Source organism: Methanomassiliicoccales archaeon (genome assembly GCA_014361295.1).
Taxonomy (GTDB): Archaea; Thermoplasmatota; Thermoplasmata; order Methanomassiliicoccales; family JACIVX01; genus JACIVX01.
The window spans coordinates 1,076,138-1,094,612 of the sequence record JACIVX010000001.1 but is presented as its reverse complement, the minus strand read 5'-3'; the positions used below and the strand labels follow the sequence as shown (position 1 = coordinate 1,094,612).

Annotated in this window: 19 protein-coding genes; 12 read left to right on the top strand and 7 right to left on the bottom strand. The window is 46.7% G+C overall.

Annotation, left to right across the window (positions count from 1 at the left end; genetic code table 11):
* Positions 1 to 67 precede the first annotated feature (67 nt).
* Positions 68 to 2,050 carry an MBL fold metallo-hydrolase gene (locus H5T41_05480; GenBank protein ID MBC7108223.1) on the bottom strand — a complete coding sequence of 661 codons (1,983 nt, stop codon included), beginning with the start codon at positions 2,048 to 2,050 and terminating at the stop codon, positions 68 to 70.
* A gap of 219 nt (positions 2,051 to 2,269) precedes the next feature.
* Here H5T41_05480 and H5T41_05475 point away from each other — a divergent pair, with 219 nt between their 5' ends.
* The 3 genes from H5T41_05475 (at position 2,270) to H5T41_05465 (ending at position 4,822) form a co-directional block, all read left to right on the top strand.
* Positions 2,270 to 3,991 carry a PAS domain-containing protein gene (locus H5T41_05475; GenBank protein ID MBC7108222.1) on the top strand — a complete coding sequence of 574 codons (1,722 nt, stop codon included), beginning with the start codon at positions 2,270 to 2,272 and terminating at the stop codon, positions 3,989 to 3,991.
* A 112-nt stretch (positions 3,992 to 4,103) separates the two neighbouring features.
* Complete coding sequence (locus tag H5T41_05470) at positions 4,104 to 4,301, top strand: hypothetical protein (GenBank protein ID MBC7108221.1); 198 nt, start codon at positions 4,104 to 4,106, stop codon at positions 4,299 to 4,301.
* 116 nt (positions 4,302 to 4,417) lie between these two features.
* The gene (locus H5T41_05465) at positions 4,418 to 4,822 is read left to right on the top strand and encodes a CBS domain-containing protein (protein ID MBC7108220.1); all 405 of its coding nucleotides are present in this window, start codon (positions 4,418 to 4,420) and stop codon (positions 4,820 to 4,822) included.
* 2 nt (positions 4,823 to 4,824) lie between these two features.
* Here H5T41_05465 and acsA read toward each other — a convergent pair whose 3' ends face one another.
* The gene (gene acsA / locus H5T41_05460; GenBank protein ID MBC7108219.1) at positions 4,825 to 6,534 is read right to left on the bottom strand and encodes an acetate--CoA ligase; all 1,710 of its coding nucleotides are present in this window, start codon (positions 6,532 to 6,534) and stop codon (positions 4,825 to 4,827) included.
* A gap of 150 nt (positions 6,535 to 6,684) precedes the next feature.
* Here acsA and H5T41_05455 point away from each other — a divergent pair, with 150 nt between their 5' ends.
* The 6 genes from H5T41_05455 (at position 6,685) to H5T41_05430 (ending at position 10,983) form a co-directional block, all read left to right on the top strand.
* Positions 6,685 to 7,932 carry a 3-isopropylmalate dehydratase large subunit gene (locus H5T41_05455; protein ID MBC7108218.1) on the top strand — a complete coding sequence of 416 codons (1,248 nt, stop codon included), beginning with the start codon at positions 6,685 to 6,687 and terminating at the stop codon, positions 7,930 to 7,932.
* 2 nt (positions 7,933 to 7,934) lie between these two features.
* On the top strand, positions 7,935 to 8,435 hold the full coding sequence (locus H5T41_05450; GenBank protein ID MBC7108217.1) for a 3-isopropylmalate dehydratase small subunit: 501 nt from the start codon (positions 7,935 to 7,937) through the stop codon (positions 8,433 to 8,435).
* Between the two features lie 125 nt (positions 8,436 to 8,560).
* Complete coding sequence (locus H5T41_05445) at positions 8,561 to 8,734, top strand: DNA-directed RNA polymerase subunit K (GenBank protein ID MBC7108216.1); 174 nt, start codon at positions 8,561 to 8,563, stop codon at positions 8,732 to 8,734.
* A 9-nt stretch (positions 8,735 to 8,743) separates the two neighbouring features.
* Positions 8,744 to 9,355: a 30S ribosomal protein S2 gene (locus H5T41_05440; GenBank protein ID MBC7108215.1), complete on the top strand. Its 612-nt coding sequence runs from the start codon at positions 8,744 to 8,746 to the stop codon at positions 9,353 to 9,355.
* A gap of 77 nt (positions 9,356 to 9,432) precedes the next feature.
* Positions 9,433 to 10,248 (top strand): MEMO1 family protein, encoded by an 816-nt coding sequence (locus H5T41_05435; GenBank protein MBC7108214.1) that lies wholly within the window; start codon positions 9,433 to 9,435, stop codon positions 10,246 to 10,248.
* A 198-nt stretch (positions 10,249 to 10,446) separates the two neighbouring features.
* Positions 10,447 to 10,983: a hypothetical protein gene (locus H5T41_05430; GenBank protein ID MBC7108213.1), complete on the top strand. Its 537-nt coding sequence runs from the start codon at positions 10,447 to 10,449 to the stop codon at positions 10,981 to 10,983.
* 24 nt (positions 10,984 to 11,007) lie between these two features.
* Here H5T41_05430 and H5T41_05425 read toward each other — a convergent pair whose 3' ends face one another.
* The 3 genes from H5T41_05425 to H5T41_05415 form a co-directional block, all read right to left on the bottom strand.
* Positions 11,008 to 11,886 carry a hypothetical protein gene (locus H5T41_05425; protein MBC7108212.1) on the bottom strand — a complete coding sequence of 293 codons (879 nt, stop codon included), beginning with the start codon at positions 11,884 to 11,886 and terminating at the stop codon, positions 11,008 to 11,010.
* A complete protein-coding gene (locus H5T41_05420) occupies positions 11,883 to 13,211 on the bottom strand; it encodes a DNA-binding protein (GenBank protein MBC7108211.1) in 1,329 nt (442 codons plus the stop codon). Before H5T41_05420 ends, H5T41_05425 begins: the two co-directional genes overlap by 4 nt.
* Positions 13,212 to 13,452: 241 nt before the next feature.
* The gene (locus H5T41_05415; protein ID MBC7108210.1) at positions 13,453 to 14,067 is read right to left on the bottom strand and encodes a hypothetical protein; all 615 of its coding nucleotides are present in this window, start codon (positions 14,065 to 14,067) and stop codon (positions 13,453 to 13,455) included.
* Positions 14,068 to 14,230: 163 nt separating this feature from the next.
* On the opposite strand from H5T41_05415, the gene H5T41_05410 reads away from it, so the two are divergent.
* Both H5T41_05410 and H5T41_05405 read left to right on the top strand, forming a co-directional pair.
* Positions 14,231 to 14,752, top strand: a complete 522-nt coding sequence (locus H5T41_05410) for a hypothetical protein (protein ID MBC7108209.1) — start codon at positions 14,231 to 14,233, stop codon at positions 14,750 to 14,752.
* Between the two features lie 89 nt (positions 14,753 to 14,841).
* Positions 14,842 to 15,912: a formate--phosphoribosylaminoimidazolecarboxamide ligase gene (locus tag H5T41_05405; GenBank protein MBC7108208.1), complete on the top strand. Its 1,071-nt coding sequence runs from the start codon at positions 14,842 to 14,844 to the stop codon at positions 15,910 to 15,912.
* Between the two features lie 30 nt (positions 15,913 to 15,942).
* Here the strand turns inward: H5T41_05405 and pdxS are convergent, their stop codons facing one another.
* Complete coding sequence (pdxS, locus tag H5T41_05400) at positions 15,943 to 16,851, bottom strand: pyridoxal 5'-phosphate synthase lyase subunit PdxS (protein ID MBC7108207.1); 909 nt, start codon at positions 16,849 to 16,851, stop codon at positions 15,943 to 15,945.
* A gap of 157 nt (positions 16,852 to 17,008) precedes the next feature.
* Here pdxS and H5T41_05395 point away from each other — a divergent pair, with 157 nt between their 5' ends.
* The gene (locus H5T41_05395) at positions 17,009 to 18,163 is read left to right on the top strand and encodes a pyridoxal phosphate-dependent aminotransferase (GenBank protein ID MBC7108206.1); all 1,155 of its coding nucleotides are present in this window, start codon (positions 17,009 to 17,011) and stop codon (positions 18,161 to 18,163) included.
* Between the two features lie 12 nt (positions 18,164 to 18,175).
* Here the strand turns inward: H5T41_05395 and H5T41_05390 are convergent, their stop codons facing one another.
* Positions 18,176 to 18,361: a methytransferase partner Trm112 gene (locus H5T41_05390; GenBank protein ID MBC7108205.1), complete on the bottom strand. Its 186-nt coding sequence runs from the start codon at positions 18,359 to 18,361 to the stop codon at positions 18,176 to 18,178.
* Between the last annotated feature and the right edge of the window lie 114 nt (positions 18,362 to 18,475).

Here is an 18,475-nt window from a genome sequence, read left to right as displayed (position 1 = left end):
AGTAATGTTGTAAAGGAAGATCGAGCCGGAAGAAAACAAAAGCACAAGAACACTCGTCGCTGATTCTTCAAGCTGATGCAAGAAATATCTGACCTAGCCACTGGCGCGAGATAGCGATCATCATACATTTTTTTTGGGAGGTACCTTTTAGACCTTCTGCGAGTCGATTTTCTTGTCTCGCGCATTCGAGATCATCTCCTGCGAAATGCGACGAAATCGATTCGTCTATCGTGTCGAAGATCTTTACTGATCCGAACTCAACGTAAGATGGATCATCAAAATCCTGTTTGATACTACTTGTCTTTTCGAAGGAAAACGCCAAGCCTATGCCATCGGTTGTAACAGCGATTGTTCCCTCTATATCCGTCCGTAAAACCGTGACATGGTGAGCTGAGAGCCTTGCGAGTGTTTCAGTCGATGGATGATCATAGGGATTATCAGCTCCGACCATGATAATTCCGATTTCTGGTGTCGTCGCCTCAAGGAATTCATCTGAAGTTGAATACTTGCTTCCGTGATGGGCAACTTTCAGGACTTCGATATCCAGTTCAGCCAGAAAGTTGACCAGAAGCTCTTTCTCGACATCATATCCGATATCCCCTGTTAGTAGGAAATCTATTTCGAAATATGACATCTTTATGACGATGCTTGCGCTGTTGGAGTTAGGTGCATCTTTGTCGACGTGAAGAACAAGAAAATCGACGAGACCGCTGATTGGGATTCGATCTCCCGGATCCATATTCTCGTCTGTGATGATCGGGCACCCTTCTTCGAGCATCGCAGAGACGAATTCGCTGTATGTTGTTGTCTCTCTGACATATCCTGGATGATAGATGCTCAGGACATCGAAGTTCCTGAGAACCTCGTCCGCCCCTCCGATATGATCCTCATCGGGATGGGTAAGAATGAAAGCATCGATCGATGTTACTTTATTGGAATATAGATAATTGATGAGTTCCGCGGCTCTCTCGTTAGGTCCTGCATCGATAAGAACGGTTTTTGAATCAGGTGTTTTAATAAGCACCGCATCGCCTTGTCCGACATCAACGAACGAAACGGTCAGATTCTCTTGAATTGTCTCATCGATTGGAACAAATACTCTATCTTTGTAAATGAGAACGGACGGCATCCTGTTATTGGGAATATCGAAGTGCAGAGAGATTGAAATTCTCTTCAGAGGATCCAAGACTCTGTCTAACTCATACTCAGTTTCTTCGCATTGGTATAATTCATCATCATCGGTTTTTACGAAAAACTCGCTGATGTTAATTGATATTGGTTGCGGCGCTCTGTTGCTCAGGGAAATATTGATCCAGAGCGTTTGCATTGATGGTGTCCCGTTCTGATTTTCGAATCTCTTTTTGGTGATGGAAATAACCTCTGGATTTTCAATCTTAATTGAATGAGTCACGTCGCTTACACCACCTTCGGAATCCTCAACGGTCAATTTGACTTGATAATCCCCAGGGAATCGATAGAAATGTGAGACGACGCTAGATCCAGTTACATTCTGCCCATCTCCAAAATTCCATCGGAAAAACATCGCATTAAGGTTAGGATCGTAGGAAGAAGAAGCGTTGAATTTAGTTACGATATCGCACCATGAAATCTTTGGCGCATTGAGTTTCAGTACAGGAGGTTTGTTGGGTGCTTTAAGAACATCTGGGAATGGAACGTTGTCGCAACCTTTTTCGAGGACGATTTCATTATTTGAAAAACGGATGTATGCCATGAGAGATTCGTTACGGCTATCGCTTTTCTGAATCACGGCGAAGGGGATTTGCCATACATATCCATGGATGAGTGTATGATCTGGCAAGTCATATGTAGAAAATTCGTTGGCCGTAACCTCGAACGAGGCCTTGTAAAGAGTGATCATAAACTCGTCACGTATTTCGAAATCAACAGTTCCAGCCGTTGCGACGTCCTTGCCGCCTCTGTCAGTTAGGACGAAATAGGCAGTAAAGTGATCAGATGATGCAAAAAGCCCGAATCTTTCGATGCGATCTGGATGGCCTCCAGCTGAAAAACTAGCGAAGCTCGCGGTCATCAGAGAGATAATCGATATGATAAAGAACCAAAATCTGATTCTCTTCTTTCGCACATCCCATCCCTTTCTGAAATATACGAAATTACTATATTTTTCATTTCTTCACTGTATCTATTTGTCTTCCAATTGTTCGATAATAGGTGCACCGATAGGTGCACCGAGAAGACAAAAACTCGAGAAAGTACAATCCGTTAAACACAGACTTCAAGTACACATCTGGTGATTACGGTAGCTGAATTTAAATCTTCAGCAAACGCAAGAAAAACGATCGGTCTGCTGAGGCGTCAGGATTTGGGCGGATATTCGGAGCGGGATTTGCCTATGGTCGGATCGATACCAACCGTCCTTGATTCAATTCAGTGGGGCGCACACATCTGCCAGTTTTACAGAGAACGCGATGAATTTGTCGATCTTATTACGCCATTCATTTCTTCTGGCCTTGATAAGAAACACTATTGCCTGTGGATCCTCCAAAACCGTTCATCAGCAGACGAAATGGTCGATGTTTTGTACCGTGAGGTTCCAGGATTTGATGATTTTCTTAGGCATGAGCAGGTCGAGGTTATATCGCAGGAAGTGATCGACGAGCATGTTGACAAACCAGCTTTATCATCGCTGACAACTCTTCGACAGTACCTCAAGGGAAAAATGGATTCCTGCATGGTTAGAAATCTGGAGGGAATGAGGCTGGCCATAACAACTGAAAGCGTGGAAGAGGGAAAGATCGAACACGTCATGGAACGCGAACAGCTCATTCACGAATTGTTGAATAGTAAAAAAGTGATTGCCCTCTGTTCTTATCCTTCGACCGAAATTGAACCGCTAGAAATCACAAGGATCGCGCTAGATCACCAGATCATCATTTCCAAAAAAGATCACGACTGGACATCTCTGGTGATACCGTTTAACCAGGATAAGGGGAGCTTGTTGGGAGAGCTTCATCAAACGTTCGAAACTCTACTAAGCAATCTTCCTGGGATGGTTTACAGATGCCGCAATGATGCAAGCTGGACAATGGAATTCGTTAGCGACGCATGCACTATCCTTACAGGCTACGCTCCATCCGATCTCGTCGGGAATGCGAAGATCTCTTATGCGGAGATTATACACCCTGAGGACAGATCTTTCGTCTGGAATGAGGTGCAGAAAGCGTTGCGGGAGCGCAGATCATTTACGATTGAATACAGAATCATAACTCGTCACGGAGAAGAGAAATGGGTGTGGGAGCAGGGACAGGGTCTCTATGATGATTCTGGGAATGTGATCGCGATTGAGGGTTTCATCATAGATGTCACCAGCAAGAAACGTGCAGAAGAATCAATCATGCAACTGAACGATATCCTTAAAGTGATTAACAGAACGATGAGGCACGATCTGTTAAATGAATTAACTGTCATCGGCGGATCTCTTGAACTTTTTGTGGAAATGAAGAACGAGAAATTCCTGAAGAATGCGCTCACCGCTGTGAAAAAGAGTACAGAACTGATAAAAAGAATGAAAGAACTCGAGCAATTCGCTTTTTCTGGCATTGGATTAAAACCGATTAGGATCAGAGAAGTCTTGGAGAAGGTCATTGGCAGTTATCCCATCAAGTTCAACATCGATGGCGATTGCAGCGTGATGGCGGACGAAGCTCTCATGTCGGTCTTTGATAATATCATCAGGAACGCGGTCGTCCATGGGAAAACTGATAGAATTGACATCGTGATTAAATCGGATACGAACACATGCGAAATCAAGATAATTGACTTTGGCGTTGGAATTCCAGAGTCGATCAGGAATCGGATTTTGGAGGAAGGCGTGAGCTACGGAAACGGTCGGGGCTCTGGTCTAGGGTTGTATCTCGCGAAGAAAACAATTGATCGGTATCATGGATGCATCCATGTGGAGGAAAATAAACCGCAGGGCGCAATCTTCGTCATCAATTTGAAAAGAGCGTAATAGCGCCATTGCATTCTTAGTGGATCGCTATCGTAGGATACTGCTTTAACATCAAATAATATGAATGGCTATTTCTATTCAGTTTCCGCTCTAGTGTATCGTCGGTGATAACATGATGTACCTTATATTCAAAGTCGTGCAAGAAGCAGGTCAGGCTTCTGGTATTATCGAAATCCGTAAAAGGAAGACAATCACATGTACCGAAAAAATCGGCGCTGTAGCCTTCTCCAACGAGGAAGAAAAACGCTTTCTCCTTGATCTCTTGACGAAGGGAGGAACTGCAGGTGAAATTATCGAAAAGGGATGTTGACAATCCAGAAAAGGTCTTTGAAGTCACTGGTTCGAAGCCGATTTGTTTTCAATACGGAATGAGTTTATATTTAGCAGAATGATACTATTTAGCAGAATGATACGGATGGGAATTATATGGTGTTCCTTGTCAAGGATTTCATGACACGCAAAAGGGAAATCGTCTCCAGCAACGACTCAGTCATCAGTGCGATCGAGCTAATGGTTGAGAATGATGTGGGAAGTGTGGTCGTGGTCGATGACGATCATGTTGTCGGTGTTTTTACTGAAAGGGATCTTTTGCGCAGGTACCTTCAGAGCCAGTCCAAGCTTCTATACATGACTGTTGCCGAGGTGATGAGTTCCCCGGCAATAACCATTCGACCGAATGACAAACTCTCTGATGCTTTCAGGATCATGGCGGAGAAAAACGTTAGACATCTGCCAGTCGTCGATGATGAAGGAAAGCTTGTCGGCTATCTAACGTGGAAGGACATGTTTAGGTTCGTGTCGCAGCGGATCATTTCTGGTGAATTGCAGTGAATTCATTCTTCGAGTGTTGAGAGATCGCCAACGTCGAGTCCGAGCTCGCGGGCTCTGAGAACGCGTCTTAGTATCTTGCCGCTACGCGTTTTTGGCAATTTATCAACAAACTCGATTTCACGTGGATAAGCATAAGCGGCGAGCTTCTGTTTGACGAAACGGGCAATGTCTTCTTTCAATTCCTCGGAAGGTGTGAAACCAGGTCTGAGCGAAATGAATGCTTTGACGATCTCCCCTCTAATTTCGTCGGGTTTTCCGATGACACCAGCTTCCGCAACAGCCGGATGTTCCAGCAATGCACTTTCAACCTCAAAGGGCCCAATTCTCTCGCCAGAGCTTTTGATCACGTCGTCCGCTCTTCCAAGGAACCAAAAATAGCCGTCTTCATCCCTGTAGGCCATATCGCCGGCAACATACCAGCCAGGTATTCTAAAATACTCGCGATATTTCGGAGCATTGCGCCAGATACCGACCATCATCGAAGGCCATCCAGGTCTAATTGCGAGATATCCCTCGCGTCCTGGTGGCAATTCCTGCCCATCCTCATCAACCACTGCTGCCTGGACACCCGGTATCGGTCTCCCCATCGAACCAGGTTTGATGTTCTGGCACGGATAATTGCAGATGAGCATCGCGCCTGTTTCTGTTTGCCACCAGGTATCATGGATTCTCTTTCCGAGTGTTCGCATACCCCACCGCACAACCTCTGGATTGAGCGGTTCCCCGACACTGCATATATGCCTTAACCTCGAGAGATCGAATTCTCTGACGAGGTCATCTCCCGCTCTCATCAGCATTCTGAGCGCTGTCGGAGCTGTATACCAGACCGTGACACCGTATTTTTCCAGGATGCGATACCAGACACGTGCGTCGAACCGCCCCTCATACGAAACGATCGAAGTGCCCAGTAACCAGGGACCGATGATTCCATAGGATGTTCCGGTGACCCAGCCGGGGTCGGCCGTGCACCAGTAAGTGTCCTCTTCTCGAAGATCGAGAACGATCCTGCTCGTGAAAAATTGCTGGATCATGGCCCTGTGTCCGAGGAGCACGCCCTTCGGTTTTCCTGTTGTTCCTGATGTGTAATGGACCACATAGGGGTCATTGGGATTCATGCTAACAGACCTGAAATCCGGTGAGCATGATGAGACGAATTCGCTGAAGGAGATACAACCAGTTGGAACCAGCTTCTTATCCTCTGTCACAACGATGATATTCGAAAGTTCGGCGAGCTCATCCAGAATCGGCTGTATCCTCCGGTAAAGCTCAGGCGTTGTGACAAGGGTTCTCGCACCAGCATCCAGCAATCGATCTTTGACCCCATCTGGCCCGAGCGCTGAAAACAGAGGACCGACGATACCGCCCATCTTGATCGTTCCGATCGCCGCAATGTAAAGTTCTGGGATCCTGTCGAGGTAGACGAAAACGCGGTCTCCCTTTTTTGTGCCTAGTTTTATAAGCGCGTTTGCGAATCGATTTGTCTCCGTTTGTATCTCTCTGAATGTGTACTTCTTTGCCGATCCATCAGCTCCTTCCCAGTAGAGGGCGATCTTATTCTTTCTCCATCCTTTTGCGTGTCGATCGATTGCTTCGTGGGCGATATTGTATGGTGCGCCATTGGACCACTCGAATTCCCTTTCCAGCGATGCCCACGTGAATTCCTTGCAAGCCTCCTCGTAATTCTTCAGATTACCACTTTCGGTGGGGGGTATAACCTCACTTTGCACGTGGATTCCTCCAAATCTCTGAGTCTGGTTGTTAACGCCATTCGACTTTTAAAATTATCGTATATTATATTCGACAATTGCCGCACAATCGCGGGCAATAGCGATATAAAAGAGTAATGCTTCCTTCTTCGCATGATCCCCATGACCTTTGCGCAAAAGATTCTTTCCCGTGCGTGTGGTCGGCCAGTTGACCCAGGCGATATCGTGAACGCGAGAGTTGATCTCGTAATGTCACATGAGAACACCGCTCTCGTGATCAAAGCTTTCAGGGAAATGGGTGCTGCAAAGGTCTGGGATCCTGAAAGGATCGTCATTCTCTTTGACCATCGCGTGCCAGCAAATACTCTGAAAACAGCAGAAAGCCACAAGATCGTTAGAGAATTTGTTAGAAAGGAGGGGATTCGACATTTCTACGATGTGAATGAAGGAGTTTGTCACCAGGTTCTTCCGGAAAAAGGTCACGTATTGCCAGGATTGCTCATCGTGGGTACGGATTCTCATACGACAACTTATGGTGCCTTTGGCGCCTTTGCAACAGGCATCGGAGCAACCGAAATGGCCGCAGTTTGGGCAACGGGGGAACTATGGTTCAGGGTACCTGAAACCCTAAGGATCCGCATCAGTGGGCAAATGCCCGATCGTGTTTCAGCCAAGGACGTGATGTTGAATATCATCGGTACGCTTGGTGCGGAAGGCGCAAATTACATGGCTGTCGAATTCGTTGGCGATTGCGTTGATCGAATGTCTGTTGCTTCGAGAATGGTTTTGTCGAACATGAGTATGGAAATGGGCGCAAAGATTGGTGTCGTCTTCCCAGATAAGAAAACAGAAAAATGGTTATCAGGTCGATCTCACCGGTCATTTGAAATTGTTCGTTCGGATGACTCAGCAAATGTACAAATGGAAGAATTCGATGTTTCTAACCTCTCTCCCCAGATCGCAAAGCCTCACTCCGTTGATAACGTCGTTCCAGTTGAGGAAGTTGCTGGGACGCCCATTGACCAAGCTCTTCTCGGGTCGTGTACGAACGGTCGATTGGAAGATCTCATCGCAGCGGCGAAAATCTTGAACGGAAGAAAAGTGAGCGAATCTGTGAGATTTATCGTTGTACCTGCATCGAGGGAAGTTTACCTTTCAGCGGCGAAAAGGGGGGTTCTCACATCGCTCGTTAAGTCGGGCGCGATTGTTTTGAATCCGGGCTGTGGTCCTTGCCTCGGCGCACACCAGGGCGTTCTCGCGGCAGGAGAACGCTGCATCTCGACAACAAATCGCAATTTCAGGGGAAGAATGGGAAGTCCAGACGCGGAAATTTATCTCGCCAGCCCAGAGACAGTTGCGGCGAGCGCGCTCAAAGGTGAGATCACGGATCCTAGGACGGTGTGACAATGATCAAAGGGCGTGTATGGAAGTATGGCGATCATATCAACACAGATCTTATCATCTCGGGTCGATATCTTGACGAATACGACATGAAATCCCTTTCTGCCCATGTATTTGAAGATCTCGATCCGACATTCGCAATCGGGGTCAAGCCAGGCGATATTATCATTGCTGGTCGGAATTTTGGGTGCGGATCAAGCAGGGAACAGGCACCGGCGGTTCTCAAAGAAAAGCGGGTAGGGGCTATTATCGCAGCCAGTTTCGCACGAATTTTTTTCAGAAATGCGATCAATATTGGTCTCCCTGTTATCGTTTGTCCGGATGCCTGTCGCCTCTTGGAAAAAGGGAATATTGTGACTCTCGACATTAGGGGCGGATTTATCTTAAGAGAATCTGATGGCATTCGCATCGATTTCAATCCACTCCCAGAATTCCTAATCGATATTCTAGAAAAAGGAGGGCTTGTACCATATTTGAAAACAAAGCTCGGGAGGTGCGTTGCCTGATGTCGGCCTCTACAGAAATCGGCGTGGAGAGATGCATAGCCAGCGTGTCAGAACATCATGAGGCTCGCTACAAAAGTTTTATAAGGCCCCCATCAATATGGGGGAAATCCCGGCATGGTGACTTTATGAAATATACAAGATTTGAGAAGGCGCGCATTATTGGAGCGAGGGCTTTGCAGATATCCCTCGGTGCGCCTGTTCTCATCGATATTCCTGAGAATGTCATTGATCCGATTCAAATTGCTATGCTGGAATTTGAGAAAGGGGTTATCCCTCTCACGGTCAAAAGAGATATATGAGGGTTTGCAATGACGGATGAAACGAATACTGGACTTCTCGTGTCCGAGGACATCTATCTCACTTCAGGTGTTCACATCGGAACGCAACAGAAAAGCGCAGATATGAAACAATTCATTTTTAAAGTAAGATCAGACGGTCTGTATGTACTCGATGTGAAGCAAACCGATCAGCGGATCAGGGTGGCAGCGAAATTCCTTTCAAGATTTCCTGCCGACAAAATCGTTGTGGTCTCTGCGCGGCAGTACGGGCAAAAGCCAGCAAAAGTCTTTGCTAAAGCGGTTGGCGCACAGGTCATCCCTGGTCGTTTCGTACCTGGCAGTTTAACGAATCCTGCGCTTCCCCAATACATTGAACCGGAAGTTCTTCTCGCCACAGATCCTGCTGCAGATCAGCAAGCTGTTGCCGAAGCTCTCAACATCGGGATCCCGATCGTTGCTCTTTGCGACGCCAACAATGAAACAAGAAATGTCGATCTTGTCATTCCGACAAACAACAAGGGACGAAGGGCGCTCGCGTGCGTTTACTGGCTTTTGACCAGAGAAACGTTGAAGGAAAAGAAAATTATCGAGAAAGACTCAGATTTCAAGTTGACAATCGATGATTTCGAAGCAAACCTCTGAGACAGGAGTGAATTAGTGAACATTCAATTTTCGATCTCAAAACTTTGAAATAATCTAGCACGCATCATTTTGTTGATATGAGATATCCTGCCGTCGCTGGGAAATTTTACGCAGGAAAGGAAAGAGAATTGAGAGAGGAAATCAGAAAATGTTTTCTTTCGCCCCTCGGTCCGGGCTCAATTCCAGAGCTTTCACGCAACGGTGAAAGAAAGATCATTGGGGCTGTTGTGCCACATGCAGGTTATGTTTACTCTGGACCTATCGCCGCGCACGTTTACGCGGCGATCGCCCGTGATGGATTTCCAAAAACCTTTGTGATTATTGGTCCCAATCATCACGCAATTGGAAGCGCAGTGGCGGTGACTGGTGAAGATTTCGAGACGCCGCTAGGTGTATGCAAGTTAGATCGGGATCTGCTAAAGAAGCTCGAGCGCGAAATGAGTGTCGATCCGATCGCTCATCAATACGAGCATTCGATTGAAGTGCAACTGCCGTTTATTCAATTCTTCTCTAATGAAGTCAAAATCCTTCCGATCTGCATGGCGCTGCAGGATTATGAGACAGCGATGGAAACTGCGGAGCAGTTGCAGAAGGCGATTGAAGGGCTCGACGTCATCATCATCGCATCGAGCGATTTTTCACACTATGTGCCAGCACATGAAGCAAAAGCGAAGGATATGGAGGTTATCAATCAGATTCTGGCGCTCAATCCAAGGGGCGTTTACGATGTTGTGATTCGAAGGGATGTCTCGATGTGTGGCTATGGTCCTGTGATGGTGATGCTTGAAGCGGCGAGGGGGAAGGAAGCCCGATTGCTCAAATACGGGACATCCGGCGATGTTTATCCGATGAGAGAGGTCGTTGGTTACGGCGCGATCGTCGTAACGAAGTGATTTCGAAATCACTTATTTAGACAGCGATCATTAGCATTTTCATATTATCGTTAGGTCACCGAAATTACGCCGTTTCGAAAAATTCCCGCATCATTCGAAATTGGTAATCTCGAAGCGGATTAATCGTGCTGAGTGAAGTATTATAAATAGATAGAAAAAGATATCTTTTTGCCCTTTTAGGGCGACGGAGGTATCAGGATGGAGGAACGTCCATATGATGAGATCATCGATGCAACATGTCCGAGTTGTCGCCACGCGGTCCCGATGGACGCCAACGTCTGTCCTTACTGCGGGTATGTCATAAAACCCGAGGTTGCCAAGGCGGCAGCACCGCAGAAGGCACCTCCGCAGGCAGCTCCCGCTGGTGCAAAACAGCTGACGTCCAAGCCAGTAGTTGGTGGGGCTTTAATTATTGTCTCGGGGCTAATCGGTATCGTCATGGGTCTTGTACTTGCGACCCTTTCTGGCGAGATTGAAGAGATGTTACAGGAAATGTATGGCCCTGACGTCATTAGCACCGTTGAAGGAATTTTGGTTGCCTGTGGAGTAATCTGGTTTATCATCGGTCTCATTGCTTTAATCGGTGGTGTCTTCGCGATAAGGAGGAAAAAATGGGGATTTGCGATCGTTGGTGCTGTCCTCGCATTGTTGACCGTTGGGCCGTGGTTCATCGGTTCGATACTGGGCCTCGTGGGGCTTATCCTCATCGCGATCTCGAGGAATGAATTCAGTTGAAGAATGCGCTCCGAAACCTTTTCCCTATATCCTTTTCATTTTTCCTAAAATTGGTTCGTAGATCAATCCTTTATCGAGAAGAGAATTTGTGATCTCTTCAAGTTCATTCTTCTCGATTCCTTCCTTCCTTGCCTCCTCAACAATTTCATCCCAGGGCGCTCCTTTCCCCTTCTTGTCAAGGCGGTCGATGATCGCCAAAACCTTTTCTTCGTTATCGATGTTTTCCTCCTCTTCATCAATTTCCTCAGGGGATTCGGCTGGTATCTCTGGAATTTCTGCCTGGTATTCTGGTAGCAGATATTTCAGCGCATCAATAACTACTGCCTTGTATTTCTCAAAGTCAACTAACTGATAGTGAGCGACACTTCTAACTACACCCTCTGAAAGCACCTTCGAAAAGCCGAGTTTCATGAGAGACTCAACCGATGGATTTTCCATCTGCCTTGCCTCCTCAGCTGCCGATATTCTCTTGAGCGTAGACTTACATGTTTCGAGTATCCAGTAGTCACGAATTTTCTCGTCGACAACCGTCACTTTCTCAGGCCTGATCGACACATAAAGCGTTCCCTCTTCTGGTGAATATGTTCTGCTCTTCCCCACGACGGCGATAAATTCCGGAGGCTTTATTCTGGCCAATGCGATGGCCGCCTCTGGCTGATACTGGCCAGCCGAAATGAAGAATGTTCCCGTTGGATCGGCAATCCTTGCTTTCCAGAACGGCTCTTCCTCAGTACCCGTGTTTTCAATGTCGGTCAGGACGCCGACCACGAAGAGTCTGTTGATCATCGCGCCTAGCGGAGTAATCACATAGGACGGTGCCCTCTCTCCCTTTCCCTTGATTTCAAGACTCGAGGCGTTGTATTCCGCCGCGAATGTCCTCCATGCAACTTCCCTTGAAATCATGAAATTCCCTCCAGTTCCGAGAGCAGAGTTGTTGCCTCTGCCTTCACATCGGGTAACGCGATTCGAGCCGATCCAACGATCATCATGAGACCGTATTCATCTTTTGTGACATTTCCAGAGATCTCGACAGGCTGGGCAATCAATTTACTTTCAATCTCCTCTTTCACAATTTCGGGAGTCATCATCTCCTTCGCCTTTTTCATTGCTTCGTCAAGTGTAATCCCCACTAAAGACTCAGTGATTTTTCTATTCATGATTGCTGTGAGAACAGACTCGCCGTCATCGACAACCGCCTTAATTCGAAGATCTGGCAATGGTTCAACAGCGCCGTGAATTCTACAGAGATTCCTCTGGATTACCCTCTTGCAGGTGGGACACCTGAAAATCAATCCTGATCCATCACGCACATCAACGATGACACCCTTTACAAGGATATCAATTCCGCCACCGATCCTCTCGAGATCGACAATCGTCCTCAGGACGGGCTGGGAAAGTTCAATCATAGAAGGGAAAGTTCCAGAGAATTTGCTGACTTCAGCGCGCTCTCCAAAATTGAGCTGGGGGATTCCCCGCCATCCTCGGACGTACGCGCCCTTCACTGTGACCACATCATTCTGTTTGAGTTCAAAGTTGTGCCACGCAGAAAACTGGGTTTTCCCTGTCGCATCTGCCATGACGCCCGAATATACGGTCTTTGAGCCATCCGGTGTCTCAACAATTCTTTTTTCTACCGAAAGGATTCGACCAGTGACAGTCACATTGTTCATACCCTCCTGGAGCTCCGCTATCTTCACCTGTTTTGTCTCTGCAAAATATGGAAGTTCTATATCTGAAAAGTTAACTGAAGTGGCATCTTGTCGCTCAACGATTGCCCTGTTTCCAAGATTGATCTGCGGTTGCCCATTCCATTCTTTGGTGTAAGCATTCCGGATGAGCAAGACGTCCCCTCTATCGAAATTGAATCGATCTGCATCCCACGCGGTAAAACTCGCGGTGCCGCTCTCGTCCGCGAATATCCCATAAAGAATCGGCTTGTAAGTCCCGTCCATCTCAATTTCTTTCTTGTTAACAGAGACCACCTTGACGAGAAGATCGACTCTCTGTTCATTGGCAGTGAGTTCGCCAATACGTTTTCTTTGACCGCCCGAGAGGAGAGCTGGATTCCCCCCATATTTTCTAATGATACTCCTTTTCGCCGTCTCGAGCGAAACTCTGTAAACTTCAAGAAATGTTTTAAGTTCGTTCATAATCTGATCATCATCGATACTCCCATTGAGCACCTGGCTAATCTCCTTAACATGGGGTGCTAGATCTTCTTTTTGCATGGAATGCCTCCGTTTTCTTCCGTGATTTCATTCATTTTAAACTTTATCTGAGTTGTCCTTAATTGTACTATTGCAGAGGAGATCGAAAGTGGCGGATACCGATCCGCTTCGATTCTTTATTTCGACTCTTTAATGACAAAATATGCCCCAAATTGATATGATCAGAATCTTAAAACTTTGAAAAAGGAAAAAAGTACGGATGAAGGGATATCAGGCGCTTCGAAATTGTGTTTAATTGTGTTTATTCGGTGAAGGTCTCGCCACGCTCGTAGTTGTCCTTGAGATGCTTGATCAAAATGTCCCTGTTCCTTCGGAGGTGCGATTCGTACCACGCTTTAACAACGTCTGCCAGTTTCTCGTGAAACTTGTCCATATCAAACTTAGCGAGAGGAGCATCATAGATGACAAATTGTCCAAAGATTCTCTTCCATCCAGAATACTTATAATAATGTTCGCCCTCGCAGTATTCAAAGACCATCCTGATGTGGGGCGTCGAATCTTCGTTATAATACCAGATTTTCAAGGAATCACCCATTCTCCCCTGTTCCTGCGTTCTGTCGACGAGTTGTATCGTGTTAACTCCCGCGAAGTTAAAATCTTCTCTGAAGCGCCATTGCTCCGGGAACTCGTCGAATTGGGCGAAGGCGCTATACGAAGGCTCCATGGTGAAGTGGACATTAATCTTCCCAAACCTCATCCAAATCTTCCAAAAGTCTTCGATCAATGTTCGGTTAATCATTCTTTTTTGATTGTTGAGTTCCATGAGGTCCTTGGTGATAGCTTCGGTCTTTTGTTCCAGCTCGGCATCCAATTGCGCGAACCAGTCCTCCTCCTTTGCAGCATCTTTTGGCGCCATTGTATTCCCTATATTGCGTAATTGGAATGCTTGCTTAAAAATGTTGCTAAGTGTGTTATCTGCTGGATTGGCAGACTTTTTTTATCGCAATTTTATGCATACAATGATTTCATTTGTGATGTTTCAAAGAAGGTTTTTAGCATCTGAATGAAATCACCCTCTGATGGATATTTGGACAGAGTTCATGCATTTTCTGAATCAGTACTCGACAGATCCACTTACATATAGTTTGATTTTCTTCATTTACGCGGTATCCGCGGCAATCATTCTTCCGATTCCTGTCGAAATCGGTCTCATTCTCAACCCCGGAACTCACTTTGTTCTGAAGGCGCTGATCCTTGGAGCTGGGAAAGCGGTTGGCAGTATACTCGTTTTCTTCATCGGATCAAAAGTTGAATGGCGTGTAAGAAACTGGTCACAGAAATGGGGGTGGTTCAGATGGTTCGTCGAGAAGTCTGAACTTCTTGTCGAGAAGCTGAAATACCTCGGTCTATATATTCTTCTCAGCATTCCCGGTATGGTTGATACGATTCCGGTTTACATCTTTTCTGTCTTCAATCGAGAGGGGGAGGTCCTTGAGTTGAGGTATTTTGTTCTCGCGAACTTCTTAGGAGGAATCACAAGAGCCCTCCTTTTGTATGCCCTGTTCTATGGGTTTGGGATCAATCTCTTTGGCCATCTTTGATTTTTTCATCTCAGGCTCGTAATGCAACATCAGTTCCGAAGTGAAGAGCATATGGAAAGATTTAAGCATTGAAGTGGAATTAAACGGTAATGGCACTGAGAAATAAAATCAGTGAAATTCTCGAGGGTTACGATAAGAGTAAGATTGCTATCGCTACATTGTGCTCTCATTCCTCGCTTCAGATTTTCTATGGCGCAAGACGCGAGGGTTTTAGAACGATTGGTCTTGCTGTGAACCAAAGGACAAAATTCTACGATGCCTTTCCGCTTGCCAAACCTGACGAGTTTATCCGATTCGAAAGTTATGACGAAATTCTCGAAAGAGCCGATGAACTCATTGACCGCAATGTCATCATTATTCCGCACGGCTCCTTTGTTGAGTACATGGGAACGGAAAAATTCGAGAAACTTCCGGTCCCAACTTTTGGGAACAGGGCCGTTCTCCAATGGGAATCAGATAGAGAGAAGCAGAGGGAATGGTTGGTTTCAGCTGGTGTCGAGATGCCGAAGAAAATCAGCGATGCGAAGGAGATCGATAGACCCGTTCTTGTCAAATACCACGGCGCAAAAGGCGGTCGGGGCTTTTTCATCGCTAAGGATTATCCGGACTTCAAACTGGGAATCGATGAAAGCCAGCCATACACCATTCAGGAATATGTGCTGGGGACAAGATATTACCTGCACTACTTTTATTCCCCGATAAAAAAAGACGGGTACAGGGTTGCAGAGGGCAGTCTTGAGCTCCTTTCAATGGACAGGCGCGACGAGAGCAACATCGACGAGATGTACAAGCTCGGTGCCCAGGAAGAGCTCAAGAAACTGGGACTTTATCCTACATTCGTCGTCACTGGCAACGTTCCCGTTGTCATAAGGGAAAGCCTGCTGCCGAAGATTTTCGACATGGGCGAGCGCGTGATTAACCGGTCAATTGAATTATTTGGCGGCATGATCGGCCCGTTCTGCCTTGAGACGATAGTCACAGACAGGCTTGAATTCAAGGTCTTCGAAATCTCTTCGCGTATTGTTGCTGGAACGAATCCGTTTATTTCTGGCTCTCCCTATTCCGATCTTATTGAGCCTGAGCTGAGCACCGGAAGGCGGATTGCAAAAGAAATCAAGATTGCGAGGGACAAAGGTCTACTACACAAGATCGTCTCATGAGTTTATGATCGTGGTGAATCTAATCTGGACTCACCATCCTCGCTCTTGCAACCTTTGTTCTGGTTTTATCGCCGAAATTTCGATGCCCTTCATCGCCTCGCCGAGTCCTTTGGAAATCTCCGCCAGTGTTGCTGGATCGTCAAAGTGCGTGACCGCTTCAACAATCGCCCTTGCCCGTTCCTCAGGGTTTTCAGACTTGAAAATACCAGATCCAACGAAGACACCATCTGATCCCAGCTGCATCATCAGAGCTGCATCTGCAGGCGTCGCGATGCCACCGGCAGCGAAGTTAACGACAGGAAGGCGCTGAAGCTCCGCAACTTCCTTAACAAGATAAAACGGTGCCTGTATCTCCCTCGCAACGGTCATAAGTTCTTCGTCTTCTTTTCCTTTCAATTCTCTGATCTTCCCCATGATCACTCGTTGGTGTCTGACCGCCTCAATCACATTACCCGTACCGGCTTCGCCCTTCGTCCGGATCATCGCTGCGCCCTCGTCGATGCGTCTGAGCGCCTCACCGAGGTCCCTCGCCCCGCAAACAAATGGAACTGTGAACTTCTTTTTATCAACATGGTAAAACGGGTCAGCGGGGGTGAGCACTTCCGATTCGTCGATCATGTCAACACCGAGGGCCTCGAGTATCTGTGCTTCGACGAAATGCCCTATTCTGCATTTCGCCATGACTGGGATCGTAACTGCATCCATGATTTCCAGTATTTTTTTGGGATCGGCCATGCGGGCGACGCCTCCTTGCGCCCTAATATCAGCAGGGACTCGCTCCAGTGCCATAACTGCAACTGCCCCTGCGTCTTCGGCGATCCCGGCCTGCTCAGCGTTTGTAACATCCATCACAACGCCGCCCTTCTGCATTTTCGCGAATCCTCTCTTGAGGAGTTCGGTTCCGCATCTGAGCTTGGCCAGATCAAGTTCCAGTGGCATTTCTTTCACCAACCCACTTTAGTTGTGCACCATTATTTATCATTTTCCTAAAACACGCCGGATTGCGTATCATATTCCATGTCTATCGTATTCATCTCTCTGTTATCAGTTATCGGATGAGAAAAAAACTAAAAGCTCGACCATGTTGCCGTCTTTGATGGTTTCGCAACGCGTCAAACGCGTCGCCGAGTCCGGCACAGTGAGGATATCAAATATCGTGAGCAAGCTCAAACAGGAAGGCATCGACATTATTTCATTTTCGATGGGGGAACCTGACTTTCCAACGCCTGAAAATATCACCAACGCATGCATCAGGGCGCTCAAAGAAAATTTTACGCATTACACGCCGTCTGCTGGAATTCCCGAATTAAGGAAAGCAGTCGCTGAGAAAAGCAGGAAAGAAAATGGGATCCCTTGCGATGAGAAGCATGTTTTGATCACACCATCGAAGCAGGCGATCTTTTTGAGCATGCTGGCTGTTCTCGATGACGGAGACGAGGTTATTCTTCCTGATCCATCCTGGGGGACATTCGAGGCCTGTGTCCGGATCGCCGGCGGAATTCCAAGATTTCTGCCTCTTGAGGCGGAAAACGATTTCCGAATGTCTCCAGATGCAATGGCAGAACTCATCACGGACAAGACAAAAATGGTTCTTGTCAATTCTCCATCGAATCCCTGTGGCGCCGTGCAGAGCTTGGAAGATCTCAGGGGGATCGCCGATTTAGCGAAGGACCACGATTTGATTGTGCTGGCGGATGAGGTCTACGAGAAGATCATATTTGAAGGCACACACTACTCAATCGCATCGTTCGATGGTATGTTCGATCGCACGATCACGATCAACGGTTTCTCGAAGACCTATGCAATGACGGGCTGGCGCATTGGATGGCTGATTGCACCGACTGAGATCATGAAGGAGCTCAATAAATTGCAAACTCACTCCTTGACATGTGCAACTTCATTCGTTCAACTGGCGGCGCTCGAGGCGTTGAAGGGGCCACAAGATTCTGTCAGGAAGATGGTGGATGAGTTCAGGGCAAGAAGAGATATTGTCTGGAAGTTAATGAACGAAATCCCCTCACTGAGCTCGCCGAAGCCTAAGGGAGCTTTCTATGCATTTCCATCTTATGACTTCAAGATGTCATCCGAGGAACTGGCGGCGTACCTCCTAGAAAAGGCGCATGTGGCTGTTACGCCTGGGTCTGCGTTTGGACCATCGGGTGAGGGACATATCAGATTATCATTCGCAACGAGCAGGGAAGCAATCATCGAGGGAATGAAAAGAATCAAAGAAGCACTGGAAAAGCTCTGATCATTTTTTTCTTCATAACTTCTTTTCTGGGGGAATCATGTTCGGGATGCCGTCTTCAATCTGATAGTTTATCTGACATTTCGGGCATCGCAGAGTTCCATGAATGATCTCTTTTTCATTTTCTTCAATTACATCGAGCTCGAGCGGATGATGTTTGCAAACTGGACACGCAAGTATATCAAGAAGTCCTCGCTTCAAATGATCACCTAAATGAGGTTACTAACTATCCATTTGTCTGATATATTTTTTGCGCATTCACTTGCTATCTCCTCATTTCTATTATCGCGGGGATTTAATACTGTATAATGTGAT

What these genes read in the sequence shown, in the direction of transcription:
- H5T41_05480 (MBC7108223.1), bottom strand. Translation starts at nt 2,050, where the DNA reads ATGACCGCGAGCTTCGCTAGTTTTTCAGCTGGAGGCCATCCAGATCGC.
- H5T41_05470 (MBC7108221.1), top strand. Translation starts at nt 4,104, where the DNA reads ATGATGTACCTTATATTCAAAGTCGTGCAAGAAGCAGGTCAGGCTTCT.
- H5T41_05465 (MBC7108220.1), top strand. Translation starts at nt 4,418, where the DNA reads ATGGTGTTCCTTGTCAAGGATTTCATGACACGCAAAAGGGAAATCGTC.
- H5T41_05450 (MBC7108217.1), top strand. Translation starts at nt 7,935, where the DNA reads ATGATCAAAGGGCGTGTATGGAAGTATGGCGATCATATCAACACAGAT.
- H5T41_05445 (MBC7108216.1), top strand. Translation starts at nt 8,561, where the DNA reads ATGAAATATACAAGATTTGAGAAGGCGCGCATTATTGGAGCGAGGGCT.
- H5T41_05440 (MBC7108215.1), top strand. Translation starts at nt 8,744, where the DNA reads ATGACGGATGAAACGAATACTGGACTTCTCGTGTCCGAGGACATCTAT.
- H5T41_05435 (MBC7108214.1), top strand. Translation starts at nt 9,433, where the DNA reads ATGAGATATCCTGCCGTCGCTGGGAAATTTTACGCAGGAAAGGAAAGA.
- H5T41_05430 (MBC7108213.1), top strand. Translation starts at nt 10,447, where the DNA reads ATGGAGGAACGTCCATATGATGAGATCATCGATGCAACATGTCCGAGT.
- H5T41_05425 (MBC7108212.1), bottom strand. Translation starts at nt 11,886, where the DNA reads ATGATTTCAAGGGAAGTTGCATGGAGGACATTCGCGGCGGAATACAAC.
- H5T41_05420 (MBC7108211.1), bottom strand. Translation starts at nt 13,211, where the DNA reads ATGCAAAAAGAAGATCTAGCACCCCATGTTAAGGAGATTAGCCAGGTG.
- H5T41_05415 (MBC7108210.1), bottom strand. Translation starts at nt 14,067, where the DNA reads ATGGCGCCAAAAGATGCTGCAAAGGAGGAGGACTGGTTCGCGCAATTG.
- H5T41_05410 (MBC7108209.1), top strand. Translation starts at nt 14,231, where the DNA reads ATGGATATTTGGACAGAGTTCATGCATTTTCTGAATCAGTACTCGACA.
- H5T41_05405 (MBC7108208.1), top strand. Translation starts at nt 14,842, where the DNA reads ATGGCACTGAGAAATAAAATCAGTGAAATTCTCGAGGGTTACGATAAG.
- pdxS (MBC7108207.1), bottom strand. Translation starts at nt 16,851, where the DNA reads ATGCCACTGGAACTTGATCTGGCCAAGCTCAGATGCGGAACCGAACTC.
- H5T41_05395 (MBC7108206.1), top strand. Translation starts at nt 17,009, where the DNA reads ATGGTTTCGCAACGCGTCAAACGCGTCGCCGAGTCCGGCACAGTGAGG.